24 protein-coding genes are annotated in these 18477 nt (G+C 35.8%); 2 read left to right on the top strand and 22 right to left on the bottom strand.

Going from position 1 to position 18477, the window contains the following annotated elements; genetic code table 11:
* Nucleotides 1-413: 413 nt before the first annotated feature.
* The 10 genes from H4J39_RS09240 to dusA form a co-directional block, all read right to left on the bottom strand.
* On the bottom strand, nucleotides 414-1160 hold the full coding sequence (locus tag H4J39_RS09240; protein WP_182227629.1) for a TIGR04219 family outer membrane beta-barrel protein: 747 nt from the start codon (nucleotides 1158-1160) through the stop codon (nucleotides 414-416).
* 13 nt (nucleotides 1161-1173) lie between these two features.
* Nucleotides 1174-2166: a DUF2333 family protein gene (locus tag H4J39_RS09235; protein WP_182227627.1), complete on the bottom strand. Its 993-nt coding sequence runs from the start codon at nucleotides 2164-2166 to the stop codon at nucleotides 1174-1176.
* A gap of 9 nt (nucleotides 2167-2175) precedes the next feature.
* Entirely contained in the window at nucleotides 2176-2661 is a 486-nt protein-coding gene (locus H4J39_RS09230; protein ID WP_182227625.1) for a copper chaperone PCu(A)C, read from the bottom strand.
* Nucleotides 2662-3035: 374 nt separating this feature from the next.
* Nucleotides 3036-3371, bottom strand: coding sequence for a hypothetical protein (locus H4J39_RS09225; protein WP_182227623.1), 336 nt, complete (start codon nucleotides 3369-3371; stop codon nucleotides 3036-3038).
* A gap of 87 nt (nucleotides 3372-3458) precedes the next feature.
* Nucleotides 3459-3671 carry a PspC domain-containing protein gene (locus tag H4J39_RS09220; protein ID WP_182227621.1) on the bottom strand — a complete coding sequence of 71 codons (213 nt, stop codon included), beginning with the start codon at nucleotides 3669-3671 and terminating at the stop codon, nucleotides 3459-3461.
* A gap of 153 nt (nucleotides 3672-3824) precedes the next feature.
* Nucleotides 3825-4487, bottom strand: a complete 663-nt coding sequence (gene pspA / locus H4J39_RS09215) for a phage shock protein PspA (RefSeq protein WP_182227619.1) — start codon at nucleotides 4485-4487, stop codon at nucleotides 3825-3827.
* A gap of 288 nt (nucleotides 4488-4775) precedes the next feature.
* Entirely contained in the window at nucleotides 4776-5675 is a 900-nt protein-coding gene (locus tag H4J39_RS09210) for a sulfurtransferase (protein WP_182227617.1), read from the bottom strand.
* Nucleotides 5676-5772: 97 nt separating this feature from the next.
* On the bottom strand, nucleotides 5773-5904 hold the full coding sequence (locus tag H4J39_RS19160) for a hypothetical protein (RefSeq protein WP_259368802.1): 132 nt from the start codon (nucleotides 5902-5904) through the stop codon (nucleotides 5773-5775).
* A 9-nt stretch (nucleotides 5905-5913) separates the two neighbouring features.
* The gene (locus H4J39_RS09205) at nucleotides 5914-6189 is read right to left on the bottom strand and encodes a hypothetical protein (protein ID WP_182227615.1); all 276 of its coding nucleotides are present in this window, start codon (nucleotides 6187-6189) and stop codon (nucleotides 5914-5916) included.
* Nucleotides 6190-6468: 279 nt separating this feature from the next.
* On the bottom strand, nucleotides 6469-7479 hold the full coding sequence (gene dusA, locus H4J39_RS09200) for a tRNA dihydrouridine(20/20a) synthase DusA (protein ID WP_310649734.1): 1011 nt from the start codon (nucleotides 7477-7479) through the stop codon (nucleotides 6469-6471).
* 110 nt (nucleotides 7480-7589) lie between these two features.
* Between dusA and H4J39_RS09195 the strand changes: the two genes are divergently transcribed.
* Nucleotides 7590-8657: a site-specific integrase gene (locus tag H4J39_RS09195; RefSeq protein WP_182227613.1), complete on the top strand. Its 1068-nt coding sequence runs from the start codon at nucleotides 7590-7592 to the stop codon at nucleotides 8655-8657.
* A 98-nt stretch (nucleotides 8658-8755) separates the two neighbouring features.
* Here the strand turns inward: H4J39_RS09195 and H4J39_RS19305 are convergent, their stop codons facing one another.
* The 11 genes from H4J39_RS19305 to H4J39_RS09145 all read right to left on the bottom strand — a co-directional run bounded on the left by H4J39_RS19305 (nucleotide 8756) and on the right by H4J39_RS09145 (nucleotide 17309).
* Nucleotides 8756-9946 (bottom strand): DUF3883 domain-containing protein, encoded by a 1191-nt coding sequence (locus H4J39_RS19305; RefSeq protein WP_182227611.1) that lies wholly within the window; start codon nucleotides 9944-9946, stop codon nucleotides 8756-8758.
* A 102-nt stretch (nucleotides 9947-10048) separates the two neighbouring features.
* The gene (locus H4J39_RS09185; protein WP_182227609.1) at nucleotides 10049-10717 is read right to left on the bottom strand and encodes a hypothetical protein; all 669 of its coding nucleotides are present in this window, start codon (nucleotides 10715-10717) and stop codon (nucleotides 10049-10051) included.
* 375 nt (nucleotides 10718-11092) lie between these two features.
* On the bottom strand, nucleotides 11093-11245 hold the full coding sequence (locus H4J39_RS09180; RefSeq protein WP_182227607.1) for a hypothetical protein: 153 nt from the start codon (nucleotides 11243-11245) through the stop codon (nucleotides 11093-11095).
* 427 nt (nucleotides 11246-11672) lie between these two features.
* Nucleotides 11673-12842 (bottom strand): zonular occludens toxin domain-containing protein, encoded by a 1170-nt coding sequence (locus H4J39_RS09175; RefSeq protein ID WP_182227605.1) that lies wholly within the window; start codon nucleotides 12840-12842, stop codon nucleotides 11673-11675.
* Between the two features lies 1 nt (nucleotide 12843).
* Nucleotides 12844-13161 carry a DUF2523 family protein gene (locus H4J39_RS09170; protein WP_182225450.1) on the bottom strand — a complete coding sequence of 106 codons (318 nt, stop codon included), beginning with the start codon at nucleotides 13159-13161 and terminating at the stop codon, nucleotides 12844-12846.
* A gap of 71 nt (nucleotides 13162-13232) precedes the next feature.
* A complete protein-coding gene (locus tag H4J39_RS09165; RefSeq protein ID WP_182227603.1) occupies nucleotides 13233-14633 on the bottom strand; it encodes a hypothetical protein in 1401 nt (466 codons plus the stop codon).
* A gap of 106 nt (nucleotides 14634-14739) precedes the next feature.
* Nucleotides 14740-14874, bottom strand: a complete 135-nt coding sequence (locus H4J39_RS19150) for a hypothetical protein (protein ID WP_259367927.1) — start codon at nucleotides 14872-14874, stop codon at nucleotides 14740-14742.
* An 82-nt stretch (nucleotides 14875-14956) separates the two neighbouring features.
* Complete coding sequence (locus H4J39_RS09160) at nucleotides 14957-15280, bottom strand: hypothetical protein (protein ID WP_182225448.1); 324 nt, start codon at nucleotides 15278-15280, stop codon at nucleotides 14957-14959.
* Nucleotides 15280-15639: a DUF1293 family protein gene (locus H4J39_RS09155; RefSeq protein WP_182225447.1), complete on the bottom strand. Its 360-nt coding sequence runs from the start codon at nucleotides 15637-15639 to the stop codon at nucleotides 15280-15282. Before H4J39_RS09155 ends, H4J39_RS09160 begins: the two co-directional genes overlap by 1 nt.
* Nucleotides 15640-15642: 3 nt before the next feature.
* Nucleotides 15643-16788: a replication initiation factor domain-containing protein gene (locus H4J39_RS09150; RefSeq protein ID WP_182227601.1), complete on the bottom strand. Its 1146-nt coding sequence runs from the start codon at nucleotides 16786-16788 to the stop codon at nucleotides 15643-15645.
* A gap of 263 nt (nucleotides 16789-17051) precedes the next feature.
* The gene (locus H4J39_RS09145; RefSeq protein WP_182227599.1) at nucleotides 17052-17309 is read right to left on the bottom strand and encodes a pyocin activator PrtN family protein; all 258 of its coding nucleotides are present in this window, start codon (nucleotides 17307-17309) and stop codon (nucleotides 17052-17054) included.
* A gap of 133 nt (nucleotides 17310-17442) precedes the next feature.
* On the opposite strand from H4J39_RS09145, the gene H4J39_RS19300 reads away from it, so the two are divergent.
* Nucleotides 17443-18054 carry a helix-turn-helix transcriptional regulator gene (locus H4J39_RS19300; protein ID WP_182227597.1) on the top strand — a complete coding sequence of 204 codons (612 nt, stop codon included), beginning with the start codon at nucleotides 17443-17445 and terminating at the stop codon, nucleotides 18052-18054.
* A gap of 99 nt (nucleotides 18055-18153) precedes the next feature.
* Here H4J39_RS19300 and H4J39_RS09135 read toward each other — a convergent pair whose 3' ends face one another.
* Nucleotides 18154-18474 (bottom strand): DUF2845 domain-containing protein, encoded by a 321-nt coding sequence (locus H4J39_RS09135; RefSeq protein WP_182227595.1) that lies wholly within the window; start codon nucleotides 18472-18474, stop codon nucleotides 18154-18156.
* Nucleotides 18475-18477: the final 3 nt, after the last annotated feature.

The raw sequence follows: 18477 nt of genomic DNA, 5'->3' as shown, positions 1-18477 counted from the left end.
CTGAAGCATTTTATTATTCACCCACAGCGTGAGCACTATGGTAACTTATTACATTTATGTAACAAAAAAGCAATCATTTACCAGAAAAAAAACAAACAAAAAGTAAAGCATACGTTACGTTAAAGTCATAAACGTTTACAACCCAACCATTCATTTAAAAGATGTTAATGAAATAATTATAAAATGATACCGCGTAACAAGCCTAAGTTTTATATATATACAGTGTGTATATGGCTTATAGCTAATTTAACATTGGGATATTTTGGCTGAGCGTTTAATATACACTCACCCGCATGCTAAATACTCTAATGGGATTAAATTAATATGTACTTAAAATAAAAAAGACGCTGATTTTTCAATCAACGTCTTTATTTTTATAACATATAATTTATCAAGCAAGCTTATTTTAAACGTTAAAAATGAACAACAACGCCAGCAAAAGCCCCTTTAAAGTCAATATTTGTATATAAATTATCTAAGTCTTCAAGTTCAAGTTTTACCGCTCGGTAACCAACAGTTAAGTTCACATCAACAGCTAAATTATCAATCAATTCATAACTTACACCGACTTGATAGTCATACAATTTATGGTCATCTATTGATAACAAGTTACCATTAGCAAAAAGGTTAAAGCTCGTACCTGGCAAGCCAATAATGGTTGAAACATATAGCATTGGAATTATTTCAGTTACAGCCAGCTTTGCACTTTCACCTGATGATGCAACCGTTATATCTCCGTCAAAATCACGACCGGTTAAACCAAAATCAAAAGATAAGATGCCATTATCAAAGAGTTCATAATATAGCGTGTAATCAACATAGCTAACATCAAACGTGCTTTCAACAGGTGTTGATGAATTAAAGGTTTGCCCTTCAAACTCAAAATCTTGCGTTAAAACAGTAGAACCATCGGTGTCTAATGTTGTTGAGGCAATCATTAAATTTGGTATAAGCGGTAAAGGGTGCTCCAAAGCGATATAGAAAGAACCTTGCTCTTGATCTTTTAAATTAAAATCAACTAAGTTATTGTTTTCACCAAAAGTACCCGTAGCTTCATTACTCCATATTGACCCACCAATATAAAGTCCTGCAATGGTATCAGCCATAACAGATGTTGAAAGTAAACCGGTAACGAGTACGGCCAATGCTGTTTTTTTCATGTTTAATCCTTTATTATCCTTGACTTAATAAGTCATTTAAATCAATTAGTGCTGCATTAGCACGTGAAATATAATTTGCCATTACTAAAGAATGATTAGCTAATAAACCAAAGCCATCGCCATTAAGAATCATCGGACTCCATATAGATTCTTGACTTGCTTCTAGTTCTCTAATAATTTGCTGTACGCTTACTTTAGCATTTTTCTTCTCTAAAACGTCATTAAAATCGATTTCTACGGCACGTAAAAAGTGTAATAACGCCCAACATGCTCCACGTGCTTCGTAAAATTCATCATCAATTTTCCACCAACTCGTTTTTAACACAACGCTAGCTTGAGTATATGTTGATTGCTGAGCCTCACTGTCGCCCGCTAAATCAGTATTTAACTGCTCACGTCCAACACTTGCACTTAATCGCTGAGAGTAGCTGCCTAAACGCTTATTCACTTCTTGGATCCAATCACGTAAATTATCTGAGCGTGCATAAAACTGTGCAGTTTGACTATTAACATCGCTTAATGCTTTACGGTAGGCGTACAATTCGTTAATTGCTTTGTTGTATTCACTTTCGGCACTTGGCATTGCCCAACTTTTGTGGTCAATATTATACTGAGGTTGTGCTACTTTTAAGTGCTTATTTTCTACTGACTGTGACTGCGAGCGACTAAATTCTTGACGCATAACAAGTGCCATATCTCGCGACATTTCAAGAGCGCCTAATTCCCACGCAGGAATATTATCTAGAAAGACTGAAGGAGGCAGGGCATCATTTGAAAGATAACCACCTTGCTTATTTAGTAATGTTTCTGTTACTCGGATCAGTGCGGTTGTGGTGGTATAACCAACAACAGGGCTTACACCCTCGGCGGCAGCATCGCGAGTGACTTCAGCTCTAATATCAAGCTGATCTGGCTCAAAGCTCCAATAAACCCCTAAAAAATAAAATGAGACAATAAGGGCTAAAAAAAGCGTGATAAAAGTTTTACTTGAAAATTTAGTCGTCATGTTGAGCTCCTAGTGGTGGTGGTGCTGTTTTTTAGCTGGTTTTTCCTGCTTGATACTTTGCACAGGAATGGTTATTACAAGATCCTTTTGCTGCTTAAAATGCAATGTTAATGAAACTTCCTCTTCAGGTAACAAAGCTTTTTTTACATTGAATATCATTAAGTGATAACCCATAGGCTGTAATATCACTTTGCTTTGTTCATTAACAACCAACTGTTCTACTTGTCGCATTTTCATCATACCATTACTCATGGTGTGTTGATGAATTTCAATTCTATCTGCGAACAAGCCACTTACACCCGTTAAAATTATCGCTTCATTGTTTTTATTTTCAATCGACATATAGGCTGAGGTTATATCGGTGCCAGGTATGCTTGCTCTCACATAAGGGGCTTCAATAATAATATTGCTGTTGCGCTCAACAGCGAGGGCATTACTGCTTATATCAAATAAAGTAAAAGATAAGACAATTGCTATTAAACATATTTTATTCATTTCTCGCTATACTTCCTTTTAGACCGATGATTTTAATTGCATGAACATTGTAACTAAGCTTGAGCAAAATGGATAATATAATTATTACCAAAAAAAACAATCACGTGTTCACCTGAAAATTTATGAAAAACGGTCCGTGATATTGCTAGTGCCATCGCTAAATTACTGCATGATTAGTAATAACCAGCAGAAGATTGAGGAAACAACATGCCGAGTCTGCTATGCCTAAAGTCATTGCTAACCAAGCCTGAGCATTTACCCCCTTGGTAAGCACTAACGAGTGTAGAAGTATTTCAGCCCAATTTTTATAAAGACAACATCACTAACAATTAACATGTTAAAGAGTCAAACCATACTTACTAATTCCTTTATTTCTATGCGATTTGTTTTTTATCACGTGCTAATAACCAAATAACAAACGCAATAAAAATAACAGGCCAAAAAACACCAATCATCACCATAGCAAGGGCACCAAAAATCATCAATCCTATAAAAATTAAGGAACCAAAAACACTCATCACAATCGTGAATGCTAGAATAACTAAAATAACCATAATAATTGCTGAAATACTAATGGCCTTTATTGGCTCTATTAGCTCTTCACCAACATAAAGATCAACATTAAACATTTCGATAAAGCTTATTCCTAACACATAAGTTAAAAATAAGGTGGCAAAAATAGCTAACATAAACGATTTAAAAAATGACATGGTCCCTCCTACTTTTCTTTATTGTCTTGTTAGTCAGTTAAGTGTAAATATTACGCTTAACATACCGCTAAGGCGTATTGCTTCACATTAATCATTTGTGGGTAATAATATTGCGGCCACAACGTAAGCAACGCCGGTTGCTAGTGGGAAAATAATCAATGCTCCGATGGCGGCAATGCGTATTGCTATTCTTGGTAACTCATAATATTTTGCAATACCGGCACAAACACCCGATAATTTTTTGTGTGAAACATCTTTCTTTAAGGTTTTTTTCACTGAATACTCACGTTGATAGCTCATCATTTATTCCTCAATTCCAACCGTTATTTTTCAAAATAGTTAATAATACTGCACCAACAAAAAAAGTGAGTACCGGAGCCAAACACATGATAATTATAAAATAGTCACTTTCGTGTATCATGTGATGCTCCTTAAAATTTTATGAATTTACCCTTAGCCATTAACGACTTGTTTTTTTAAGTCTGCTAATTCTTGATCAATAGTTTCATCTGTCTCTAAGTCACGAAATTGGCTTTCGAGATCTTTATTGGCAGTAAAGTCATACGACTCTATTTCAGCTTCTACTTGATCAATTTTTTGTTGGTATCGTTCAAATTTGCTGATCGCATCATCAATGTTATAAACAATTGCTCTTTCACGAACTTTTAAACGGACTTCAGCCGATGCTTGACGTAATACGAAAGCATCTTGCTTACGTTTAGCTTCTTGCAGTTTTTCTTGTAACCGTTGACCGTCTTCTTGAACCGCACTAAGAAATACATCGAGCTGCGCTAATTCATGCTGCAATTCACCGACTTGTGTTACACATTTTTGTTTTTCATGCAGCGCTGACTTCGCAAGATCGTCACGGTCTTTACTAATGGCTAATGCTGCTTTTTCTTGCCAATTTTTTATACTTGTTTCTAATGATGCGATTTGGCGCATCAACGTTTTCTTTTCGGCAATATTTTTTGCCGCAGTAGAGCGTACTTCAACCAAAGTTTCTTCCATTTCCTGAATGATCAATTTAACCATTTTTTCAGGGTCTTCGGCTTTATCCAACATATTGTTTAGGTTAGCGTTAATAATATCTGTAAAACGTGAAAACATGCCCATAATCCATTCTCCTACGCAAATGCGCTTCTATTTGGTTTTTAATGTAATGGCTCGTTAAGTATTATCTCAATGAGTTAACGTTTAACTTGCTACTATGTCTTCTATTACAAGTGACATGCCAACTAAGCAAAACAAATTAAACATTTGATTAAAAAGGAGTTTATTGAATTTAAAAATCACGATAAAATAAAGACATAATATGTCAGACGAAGATGTGGTCAAATTAACAAATAAAATAGTTAATTTAACCATATGAGGAAGGTGTCTATTTTTTAACTAAGAATGGCATTATTTAGAAGTTACCACGGGAAGTTGATGATCCCCTCCCCAGTCACTCCATGAACCGTCGTAAACTTGCAACTGTTTATAAGCACACATTTCCGCGACTAATGCTAAAACACAAGCGGTTACACCAGAGCCACAACTCATGATCATCGGTTTATCTTGAGGATTAATTTTTTTAAACTTTTCCTCTAAAATATTCTTTGGGAGCAGCACACCATTCTTCAATAGATCACTAAAAGGTAAATTTACCGAGTGAGGAATGTGTCCTCTTCGAATCCCTTCACGCGGCTCTGCAACTTTTCCTTCAAAACGATCCTTTGCTCTGGCATCAATAACAAGAAGCTCAGTAGTACCAAGCTGCTGGAATATATCTTGGCTGCTACAGAAATATTCTTTATAAAACTTCGCGGTGAAGTTACCACTTTCAGTAGAGTCGTATAAGCCTAATGAAACGGGGTAGTCTAATTCAAGCCATGCAGGTAAACCGCCGTCAAGTACAGCAACATTTTTATGCCCCATGGCTCTAAACATATACCAGGCACGTGCAGCTGAAAATAAGCCTTGATCATCGTAAACAATAATTTGGCTATCATTCATAACACCTAACGCCTGCGCTTGTTGCTGAAAATATTCAACACTTGGCATTGTATGGGGTAATGAATTTGATAAATCAGAAAAGTTTTTATTTAAATCGAATCGTTTGGCATTTGGCAACGCAAAATTTGGCCAGTGCTTTACTGGAGAGCGCATTTTACCAACTGGAGGAATACTCGCATCGAGAAGAATAATGTTCGAAGGTTGTTTTTTAGGATCTACTGTTAAATTGTCAGTAGAAAAAAGTAAATCATGCAACTGTTGGCACGATACTATTTGCTGATAAGCCGAAAGCATAGTTAGTGTCATTCATTTTTGAATAAGGCTTAAAAAATAACGAATTAATTGATCTATGTACAGTTGATTAGGCAATATAAATTAGCAGGGTACAACAAATCCCCTGCGATTAACTTACGGCTTGTTCATCAATAAGTTGTTGCTCATGACTACTTTCTAATAGGCTTACGACCACTGATGCTGACAATAAGAACAAAGCAGGTAACATCAATAGTGTAAAAATAAGCGCTAAGCTTGGCATAATCAATCCTTACTCATCCATAACTTGAGCTGTATGCTTTATTTGAGCATTATTTTTATCTGAAATGTTTGCAACTAAAATGGGATCATTATTAGTTGTTAAAGCCAAGGTCATAATAGCTTGCTGGGTTTTAGCTTTTGTATTGATCTTCAATTGCGTATTAAGTTGATGCAAACCTGTTTTAGCCATCAGACTAGCCATGTTTTTAATATCAGCGGTATCGTCTGCAAAGCTATTAAAAGATAATAAAGCCGTTGTTAAGGTGGTAATAAGTAAAGTTTTCATTTTGTTCTCCAAGTTTTATAATAGTTAAGTCGCAATATCTATTACAAAGGTTGTGCCAGAGATCAAAAAAAACATTAAGTTTTTGATTTTTAATGAATTGATGTTTTTTTGAGTTTTGTCGAAAAACAAGAGTTTATGATTAAATAAGAGGTGACTGGTCAAAAAAACCAACATTTAACAATTGTTACGATTAAATCGTTAATTATGGCTATACTAACAAATAACTAATATCCCGATTTAGGGAAGCTAATTCCCAAAATCGGAACACAAGAGATATCTTTACTCGCTGGCAGGTAGAGTAACCAGAGCAAAAGCTTCGAAAAGAACTTGGCTAGTTACCTCATTGCCACTGCACTGTTCGCTTAAGTAGCGACGAAACTGCCTAGCGCCAGCTAAACCATTACACAACCCGAGCATATGGCGAACAACATGCCAAGCACGTCCGCCATTGGCAATATGCATATCAATATAGCGCGCCATCTCTTCAATTATTTGTGCGCGAGAAAGCATATTAGTATTCTTTTGATAAATAGCATTATCGGCTTCAACTAACATATATGGATTTTGATATATTTCACGACCAATCATTACACCATCAATATGCGCTAAATGTTCATTCGCCTCAGCAAAGGTTTTAATACCGCCATTAATTGAAATTTGCAATTGTGGAAAGTCTTTCTTGATTTGATATACACGACCATAATCAAGCGGTGGTACTTCCCTATTTTGCTTAGGGCTTAAGCCACTTAACCAAGCTTTACGTGCATGAATAATAAAATGCTTACAATCAGCTTGCGCCACAACATCAATAAAGTTGTGCAAAAACTCATAACTGTCGTTATCGTCAATTCCAATACGCGATTTTACGGTAACAGGAACATTTGCGGCTGCCTGCATTTCATTTACACAATCAGCAACTAACGAGGGTTCAGCCATTAAACACGCACCAAACCGACCATTTTGAACACGGTCAGATGGACAACCAACATTAATATTAATTTCATCATAACCATATTGTTCAGCCATTTTTGCGCACTCAGTCATGGCTTTAACGTCACTACCACCGAGTTGTAAGGCTAAAGGATGTTCTTCCTTGTTAAAAGATAGATAGTCTCCTTTGCCGAAAATAATTGCGCCTGTCGTTATCATTTCTGTATATAACACAGTGTGTTTTGACATAACTCTGTAGAAGTAACGGCAATGGCGATCAGTCCAATCGAGCATGGGCGCAACAGAAAGTCGGTGATCTATGGGGTTAGCTGAGTTTAGCGGTTTTACTGGGATTGACACAAAAACACCTTATAAATATACTGTATAGAATTACAGTGAATTACCGAGAATTACCCCGAGTTTCGATATGCAGTACCCCATATGTACCCCACAAAAAAGTAGGATTAATGATGGCATCTTTTACAATTGAAAAACGTACAAAGGCAAACGGTGACTTTTCTTATCGCTGTAAAGTCGTTGTTAAACAAAAAAACGCAATTATACACCGAGAATCTAAAACATTCCGTAAAAAAGAACTCGCTCGTACATATGGAAGGAAGCGTGTACAAGAAATAGAAAATGACGAAATTGGTATTAAGAAAACGATACCACTCAGCGCATTGTTAGATTTATATTTTGAAGATGTCCATTTATGGGAGAAAACAGGAAGAACTAAGCAATACGTGATCAAAATGCTTAGGGACTGTGACATAGCTAAAATACAAAGTAATAAACTTAAAACTAGCGATTTAATTGCACACTGTAAAATAAGACAACTTGCAGGAGCAAAGCCTGCAACTGTTTATCATGACATTTGTTATTTACGTGCGGTAATGAAAAAAGCTCACCCAGTTTTTGATATTGAAGCCAACTTTTCCGTTTTTGATGAAGCAATACCAACACTCATTGATATGGGTTTAATTGGTAAGAGTGATAGAAGAACTAGAAGGCCAACAGAGCTTGAACTAGAAAAATTGAAAGTGGGATTAGAAATAAGAGAAAAACAAAAGCCAAATGGTCATGTCAGAATTCCTTATTTAGATATTTTAGATTTCAGTATTCTAACCTGTATGCGTATAGGTGAAGTTTGTAAACTTCGATGGGACGATCTAAACCTAGACCATAAAACGATTGTTGTTAGAGACAGAAAAGATCCCCGTAAAAAGGAAGGTAATCACATGATTGCCCCACTATTAGGTGAATCTTTCAGTATTGCCACTAAACAACCTAAAACTAGTGAGGTAATTTTTCCCTATAATTCAAGAAGTGTAACGGCTGGATTTCAACGAGTAAGAAATGATTTAGGTATTGAAGATTTACGCTACCATGATTTAAGGCGTGAAGGGGCAAGCCGTTTATTTGAACAAGGCTACTCCATTGAAGAAGTAGCTCAAGTTACAGGTCATAGGAACCTTAATATTTTATGGCAAGTTTATACGCAGTTATTTCCACACAAACTTCATGATAAGTTTAACTAAATATCTTTAATTAATTTTTTTGGTTTGATATCAATAACAATTTATAGATTAGTCTATTTTAAATATAACATTTTAATTCAAACACCCTAAAATCTTGTTCAATATAATTTAACTTTCGCTTTAAAAATAATTGGTTCCATTTCTACTTTTTTATTTGCAACTGAAGCTGACATCATTACAAGTTTTTTGGGTTTAAACTCACTCCCCATTATAACGAAGTAATAATGATAATTTTTATCAGGCTCTTTAGAAACAGAAAACTCATTACTAGATATAAAATATCTATAAACACCTTTTTCCTTACATTCTTTCTTACTGACAGTTTTTACTTCAATTTGTCTTTCACTACCATCTGCCTCAAACGAAAGAAGATCATAACCGAAGCTTGGTTTATTAGACCTATCCTCAATTTTATCTACAAGATACTTTAAACCTAAACCAGTTAGTCTTTGCTTTTCAAATTTCAAAGCATATTGCTCACTGATCTTACCTATTTTATTTCGCATCTCTTGTAATACATCAAAATCGACAATTTTGTTAGGTTTTTGTCGCGGCTTACTAACATCTTTACAAGCAGTAGAATTTAAGTTTTCTTTAATGTAGCGACGATCTAGGAAAGACATGAATTTAGGGTTTGTCCAATACTTCGTTTCAGGGTGCTTTAATTTCTCCTTAAATAATAAGTGTTGTTGCTTACTTATTGAAATACTGCAATCCCAACCTAATCCTCGAGTTATATCTTTTATATAATTTTTACCACAAACATTAAGGTATTTTTCAGGGTAGTAAAGACTTAGGACTTTCGCTTTGAAGGTTTGTGCCAGTGGATTCTTATCAACTTTATCAAAATGGAGATTTTCACCATCAGTTAACAATTGTTGAAGATGAAATTTTACTTTATTAAAAACATCCTTCCAGTTAGAACCGTATTTTTCAGCAAATTGATAAGTTTCTTTACCGTAATAAACACCGTATTTAGTAGGTTGTCCGGCTCGGATTCTCGCCCATTTCTCTGTCTTATCTTGAACGTGTCTACAAAATGTTTCAGAATCTTTACCTAAACCGTATACATAATCTTTTATTCTTAGCTTAGAAATGCCGCTAGATGGAAACTTTTCTAAAAATACAGCTCGACTTATGGCTGCTATAGCCTCATTGTTTTCATCATAATCGTTAATAAAAAACTTCAAATCCTTTTTGAACGCCTCATTTTTTAGACTCAATTTTATATCCCTATATAAGTTAGAAGAAGAAACAGTCTGCTTTAAGAAAGAAGAATTATCAATCACTAATAACGCTTTGCTAAGCGGGTAAAAATGACTTGCCATAATAGCGAGGAACGAGTACAGCCAGCTGTTTATCTCCGTTTAAGCAACTTTATATAAATTAAACTACTGCGCTGGTATATATTCGTCTAATTTCCTGTCTAAGATAATTTCAGTACTGTATTGTTTCGGGTATATCCAGCCAGAACTTTCTGAATTACATGACCATTCAACACTGAAAGGGCCAGCTTTTATAATTGTATTCCCTTTATTTATAGAATTACCATCTGCATCTTTCACGTAATCTTCAAATAATTTATTTGAACTAAAGGTTCCTTTATCAGTAACACTTTTATAATACGACTTATATTCAGCAAAGCATCCCTTAGAGTGTGTTATTTCAATTATAGCTCTTCCGTCAAAAGCACTATCTAATACGAACAAATCGCCATTAGAAACTTTTAAAGATGCTTTTCCTAAAAGCCCATCTCCAGACTTTAATAATTCTTGAGATTTAGCTGGTAGAGAAATTGGTGCGTGCATATTTAGTATTTCAACTGCCCAGCCTCTTAAATCCTCATCAATCTTTTTATTTGGGCTTGTTAATATAGAGACAGAGATAGCTACATAATCTTTCTCTAGGTTTTTTTCAGCTATGGCAGATTGAATTATCGAGCCGCTGTATGCTATAGCAACAGGCACTAAGGCCACTGAGAAAATTTTATACCAATTTGGTAAGGACCAAAAATTCGGCTCAGGGGTTTTATTTATTAGATTTATGTCTCTTGGATTCATACTACCACTCTAAGTTAATGTTGATTTATAACAGCTTATTGCACGGGATAAAAAACTTATTAAAGAAATTCATATTCCGTCTTAATTTTATATAATAGAAGTGAAGGTAACCAAATAATACAATTATATCAAGTATTTATTGGCATAATTCAACAGACCTTCGGTAAAACAGTGATTAAACACGTTTTCTCCAATGAAGGAGTGCAAACACATCAAATTGAAAAATTGTTTAAGCAAGTAATAGGAAACTAGACCAAGTAGACCAAGTAGACCAAGTAGACCAAGTAGATATTAGCCAACAATCATTAAATTATGAAGTTGAATAATTTATAAAGCTAATTAATCACACATTATTAAACACGTTAATAGATTATATTAACGAGGCAACCCAAGAACGATATTATGCGTGTCAGACTTTTTCATAATATTAAGAAGCTCATAAAATTCAGCGAGTTCTTCTGGAGTAGCCGTTAAGGAAAGTGTTTTTTCAGAGAGGATATTCATCCGTTCAATTTCTTTAGTCGTCATAGTTAACAATCCCTGTTATTTATTGTGTTAATTGTATGTTAAAAACTGAAAATAACAAGTTATGGCTGGAAGCGAGTAAAATAGTAGGAGTTATACCCCGTAATACAGTACGGGGTATTTTTTACTATTTGTTGAGTCCCTCCCGCAAGCGGGTCCCTCCCTTCCAAATAATAAAAAAAGGCGAGTAAAAAAAACAAAAAAACCTCTTATAGAGGCTAAAAGCTATTTTTTAAGAAAGGTTTTGTAGGACGGCAACGGTTGATTTTAAAAAGGACTTTGCACCGCATTAAATATGACAGGAAATCAATTTAACACTGTGCGCCCTAGAATGTATTGTATGCTAAAAGTAAAAAGACTCCCCGATAATCGCAAGCTAATTTGCTCACGATAAAACAAAGCAGTTTATATCTGCGATGCTAAGACAACCTTAATTACTCGCGAGCTCTCCAACAACAGGAACACCAGCTCCCTGTCTTGGCGCATCACAGGTGATAAAATCTTCATAGTCTAAATATTTAATTTGCACCGCACATTCAGTTAGCACCCTGACATCATAACCAGCAAGTAACAAATCAACACTTTTCAATGTAAAAACATGCTGCCCGTTTTGATTCGCTGAAAAGTAAACGACCTTTGTATTCCTTCCGTTCTCTTTATATTCTGCATAGCCTGAAATAGACAAATTGATTTTATAAAAAGGATGATACTTTTTAGACTCTTTTAACATGCTTGAATATTCTTGCTCTCGCGCTGTTAATCGTTTGGCTGTTTTTTTATCAGTAACTTTTATGTCTGTTGGTAAATCACTTTTTAACGTTGGATTTTCAACTACAGATTCAATGGAAGGTAGTTCTTCACTTTTTGTTTTTTCTTCAATATCGGTAAAGGCTTTTGTGAAAATAAAAATAGCAAAGATAAAAAAGCACACAGAAGCTTTGATTGACCAATGAGAATACCACGTTTTTATGTCTGCTGATTTTGACTCATCAACGCTAACGTCTGATTTGGTGTGAGACTGATAGAAAGCAAAATACTTTTTTTCATAGGTTCTTTCATGTGTTGCAACTTCTGATGCTTTAGAGCTGGACGCACCATCGTGCACTTTTAAAATATATTTATCATCTTGACCCATCATCGACTTTTTAATCGCCCGATAATGATTTTGGATCATGTCTCTAATATCCCTATTCACTTTTCTAAAGTTTTGAGTAATTAACATAATGTCAAAACCGTAATGTCTGTGCATTGAGTAAAATTCACATAGCGCTTTGTCCGTTCCTTGCATTGGCATGGCTAAATGACATTCATCTATAAAAAAATAAACCTTCTGGCCTTTATCATTCTGCCAATCTTCATATTGTAAATAGTGCTCTTTTTGTGAAAAAGGACGTTCGCCGCCATAGTTATGGAACTGGCCATCAACGACAACAATCAACTCTCGACAATATTCGCCATACACTGAGCAAAAATGTTCAATGTTTAAAGGTAAATTAGTCACCACCTTTCTTTTTTCAACGGTAATGACTTTTATAATATGAGTAACAACAGCCTCGTAAGATTTGCCGCCCCCAGGCTTTCCCGAAATTCCATTTAACATATTATGAGCCCCATCTTACAAACGGTATTAATTGAAGTAAAAAGCGAATACCTAAACACGTTATTACCATCCCCATTGCTTCACTAATGCCAATAATAGACATGGTATGGGCTGTCTGACTTGGTAAGGCGCTGATGTACTGAGCAACACTTAAGCCCGACATTAACGAGCCGACACCCTCTAAAATAAGAATACCAACCGTAAAAAGCTGTTCCATTAACCAGTAAAAAAGGTCTTTCAACATATCAAAAACAGATAAAACCAACTGCCAACTAAAATCGACAAAGCTGTTCCACATTTCAACGAAAAAATTAAGCATTTTCTTCCCCTATGTATTGGTAAAACTGAAACCATCTATAAGCCTCAACATGTGCATCTAATAAAATCATATTAACCACCAAACAAAATACGACGGCAAAGGAACACCGCAGATATTAAGATAAATATTTTTATCGCTGGAAAGGTTCTGGGGTCAATATCGAAATTATGACAACCAAAGTTACCCATACCCCCTAAATCAAAACACATATCATAAGTGGCACTTGAGCCGCCGACACTGATTTGAAACTGCTCTAAAAAGGTAAAGAACTGGGTGCTTTGAACTTCTGCCATTTTTGCATCAACAACACCTTGTAAACCTTCTGGGTAGTCAGTTTCCCAAAAGCCTTTTAACCCCCCTTTCGGCTTATCTTGTTTGTAGGTTCCTACTTCTGTTATTGACTCTTTTATGTCTGATACGTCTTTTGCTAAAAACTTTAAATCATTGTTAAGCATATCAACGCCCTGACCTATTTCAGATAATTCTGCATTACCCTTTTTTAACTCGTTAACAATGGGCGAAAGGTCAATGTCTACCTCCCCTTCTTTGGGTTTTGATAAGTCGATGGAATCATCAATACCATCACCATTGTTATCTAGGTCAACTTCATTTCTAACACCATCACCATCGACATCAGGGTCGAGATAATCAGGTACACCGTCACCGTCCCTATCCGCATCAATACAAACAAAAGTACCGTTAACAGTGCCGCAGCCTTCATTGCAATTGCCGTACATATCGCAAACATCTTCCCTTTTTTCTGGACATATCATTCCAGTACCGCCCCAAGGTTTACAGGTATCTTCTGAATTTGTTGGCGTTGTGGTGGTTTCTGGGTCCCCTTCTATGTCAGGGAATAAATCGGTGTAACAATCCCCCTCTAAATCCAATTCATAAGCATTAACGCCGTTACCCACATCGACAGACTTATACTTACATTGAGAGCCATTTGATGTAGTGAAACAACCGATTGGCGACGTAACAGGAACAGCTAGATATTGGTCAGTTGAATTTAAGTTACAATCATCAACAAGGTTTGCCTGTGCAGGGTCGTAACACCCTTCAAGCTCACCCGTTTCATTCATAACGGGTGAAACATAACGTGGGAATGATTCAGGCGGGCAAAGGGTTAAAGGTACAGATAAAAAACCAAACCAACGACTGATGTAAGCTGATTGAGGCTCTGCATATTTATCATCATCATATTTGCAAAAATTCTTAATCTCGTTATTACCTGCGACTTCCCAACAATCATATAAATCAACGTCAGGTAAATTCGCTTGCCCTATGTCTACACATTCACTGGCTGACATTCTTTCGTCTGAATTGCCCGTAAGAGAGGTATTACAGTACCCCGTATCAATATCAGTGGTTTTCGGCGCTTGAACATCTACAGTGCCATCGTGAAAAATATCAGCATGTAAAAAAAAAGGCGCTACCAATAAAGACAGCGCCATAATTAAAATTTTCATTTTTTAACCCTTTAACCAAGTGCAGAGCAAACTTCTTTGGCACACATCGCACCAAGCATTACTATGCAGACATGAAAAAGGGCGAGCATAATACCCGCCATTTCAATTAAGCCGCCGCGATTGCGCGTTTAGCCAAACCAATGCCTTTAAAAGCAAGGTAAACGCCAACGATTAAAACGCCTGTTGCACCAACGAATGTTGCAACTGTACTTATATCTACTGCTGTGAAAATATCAGCCATTTTTTCTCTCCAAAATTTACAGTTATATGGACAAAATTGTCCGTTTTATTCTGTTTCAGAAGCCCCCGAAACGAGAATCTTTTTATATCAATTTGATGGTTTTTTTAGCTGTCCTGATAACATAAGAAAACCACCAAAAAGATAAATAGGTTCCAAAGCCCCAAGTAAAACTAATGGCAATATCTGCTGATGTAATTTCACCAAGGTCAACATTCATATTGTTATAATCGGTCTTTGAAAGTAAAACCAAGCCACTAGGGCAAGTCTCTACTGATGTACTGTCAATGCTCAAATTTCCGTTACCATCTTCAATAAGGCAATAAGCCGCATCAACATTTGAAACGAAGACAAACAACGTCAAAAAAATAAAAATCTTCAATTTATTGTTTGACGTGTTCATCATCATTAAGCGCCTTTAAAGTTCTTTAACGAAAGCGTGAAATGTTCTTTTAACTGAGCATCAACAGGCGTTATTTCAATGACTTCATTTTCAAACGTGTCGTCATTAAAAGAGAATTTGAGGTCGTATTGCTTGTCCCCCACGAACGCTTGAGAATCAATTAACAGATGCGCGTATTTCGCGTTAATCGAGATGGCTTCCTTGCCAAAAGGGGTTGACGTAGTACGACCCGCCGCTTTACGTTGAAACTTAGGCGAATCAACCGCCTCTAAGGGATACAACACTTCTAATTTTGCATTTTCAATATGTGGGTTTTTAGATTCAGGAAAACGCGTAATACCAATACCAGCAATTACAATAGCCATTTTTTAACACTCCAGTGCATGATTAATTAATTTCTTATACGTGGGAGGAATTCCCAATTTGTCACCCAATACTTCATCAGGTAGGAGTAAGCCGAAGGCTTTAGAAATATCACCGCCAACTAACTCAAGAACATCACCCAAAGCACGACCCGCCGCATGACGAAACCAACGAACGCGACTCGCTAATTCTAAACAAGCCTCTTTTGTTGGAGACATGGACTTGGTACGAATACCTTGTGTATTTTCCATACTTTGAGAAAAAACATTAATACCGGCGAAAGTGGCGTCAACATCAAGCAAACAATCAACCGACCATTTTTTTAATTCAACCTCAGAGCGATACCAATTAAGGTCTTCATTCACAATTTTTTGTTCTAATTTCTTATTGTAAATACGCCAATAAATAGGGCTTGTGCGTTTACCCACAGTGACCATTTCAACATCAAAGTTTTTTTGAAAGTCTTTGGTATAGGTATATTCACTGGCGTTTTTAAAAACAGACATAATGCCGCCCTTACCTGTTCTAAATGCACCATCTCTATAAGCTTTATCCGCATAATCACAATCAAAAATGCCGTCGTAATCATCACTCGCCAAATCAACACGCGACAAAAAAGAAATGGATAAAACGCTATTCAGCCAATGATGAAGTTTAAATTTATCGGTATAGCCAAATAAGTTTTTGCACCCTAAACCAGAAATTTGAATGTAGGCCGTATCTCGTTGACCACCTAAACCAATAAAGCCAACATCAACACCCGTTTGTGATTTCATCGTTAGCGAATTGCTATAGCCATGAAACCCTTTGTCTCTCGGTGCGGAAAGGGTAAAACCGAGAACATGATCAACAAAAATCTTAAGGGTTCTAAAATAGAAATCAGACAGTTGCTTTTTAACAAAGAGTGCATGTCTTTCAATTTCTTCTAATGACTTACCCTCAGAGTTTTCAACCTTGGGAGGTAATGGAAAATAAGGTTGGTTTTTGGGACTGTAACCTGCAAAACCCGCTTTATGACAATGACGAAGCTGTGACAATGGAAAACTAAAAGCTAAGTGGTCAACAATGATGTTGTCTTTTTTGGCAATTAGGCGCTTACTAATTAGTTCATCAGCCAGAGGTGATAAAGCATTGTTTATAACATTTTTCATATGACCCCCTTTTGAACTAATTGTCGGTAATTTGAATCCGTGATTTCTATTACGTCTGAATTACCCATTTCATACGAAACCCACTGTTTGAATTTAGACAGTGACGAAAAGTAGTTATATTGGCGTACACCTGAATCATCATCATGTGTTGAGTTAACGCCTAAAACCCTTTCGTATTCGTAATAGATAATCATTTAAGTCACTTAATAAATTTCTTTATTCGTTTTTTTCTTACCGATACGCGATACTTAGTAGTAATAACGTTAAAGGTTGTGAACTTGCTTCCATTCGTTTTCTGCTTCTGCATAGCGTTTGTCGATATAAGTCGCTAAGTCTTCAATTTTTATTAATGTCGGGCTACGTTCTGAGTCTCGTAATTTAAATGTTGGAATTGGAAAATCGCACCCTTTAGCTTTTTGCTCTGCTGTTTTTGGTTTGATACCGAAGAATTCTTCACAGACATTTTTCAGTTCGATCACTGGTGTTTGGAACCTAGCGAGCAATGCAAAATTTGTATTCATACAACACCTATGTAATTATTTGCGGTTATAACAAGTCAAAGCGTTACAAACGACAATGACCGCTCCGTACCGCTCCATAAAGATATTAAATCAAGATGGAGCGATTTGCAACGTTATTTTATAGGAAATTAATGTGGAAGATTTTGAACAGCAATTAGAAAGTTTATTCAAAATAACAAAGACTAGTAAAATCAGTGAATTATCTAAAAAATTAGAAGTATCTCCAACGACTATTAGAACTTGGCGAGGACGAAAAAAAATTCCTACAAGTGCATTTAGAAAAGCGGAACTTTCAATTCAAAACATTCCAAAAAATAAAAATGGTTCACACATTAATTTACCTTTTTATGAAGTTTCAGCGTCAGCTGGTGACGGATCTTTAGTTGAAGCAGAAGAACAAACTCAATTAATTAGTTTCGAACCTGAATGGTTAGATAAAGAAATAGGTGTAAACCCAAAAGAAGTTTTTTTGATGTTGGTTGAAGGTGACAGTATGTACCCAACATTAAAGAACGGTGCAATGATTATGGTTAACCGAGATTTTAATGGGCTAAGTGATGGTATTTATGTGATGCGTCATGAACATAATTTATTAGTGAAAAGATTACAGTTATTACCGGGTGGTATTATCAAAGTAAAATCTGATAATGATATGTATGAACCTTGGGAAATAAACAAAGAGCATTTAAATGGAACGGATATCGAGCTAATAGGCCGCGTAGTTTGGTCTGGTCAAAGAATGTAAGTATAACGGCGAATTAAAGGGCAAAAAATTGTTGGCTAAAATAGCGTCGCAGGAGCAAAAGGCAACTGTTTATTGTCCTTGTTGAATTGCTTGTTATACCTATTTTTGATCCCAGCCTACAACCTCACCATTTTCAATAATAATCCTCAAAGCATAACGATTTTTACCCGTTGAGTTATATTTCCATGTCTCTTTTACTTTTGTTTTGAGAACTTTTTGATCAATATCCAACGGCTTACCAAGCGAATCAATTAATTGCTCTTCACTTTGCCCTTGCCAGAACATTTTCTTCATTAACTTATCAACTAAATTAGCATTATTATACTTTTTCATTAAACGATTTCTACGCATTTTAGTTTGATAATATTCATTAAAAAAGACTAATAAAATAAGAATAGCTAACCACCAATACCATTCCATGAT

Origin of the sequence: Colwellia sp. Bg11-12, assembly GCF_014076955.1 — a bacterium.
GTDB lineage: Bacteria > Pseudomonadota > Gammaproteobacteria > Enterobacterales > Alteromonadaceae > Colwellia_A.
Note: the sequence above shows the minus strand (reverse complement) of the source record. Positions and strands in the feature narration are given on the sequence as shown.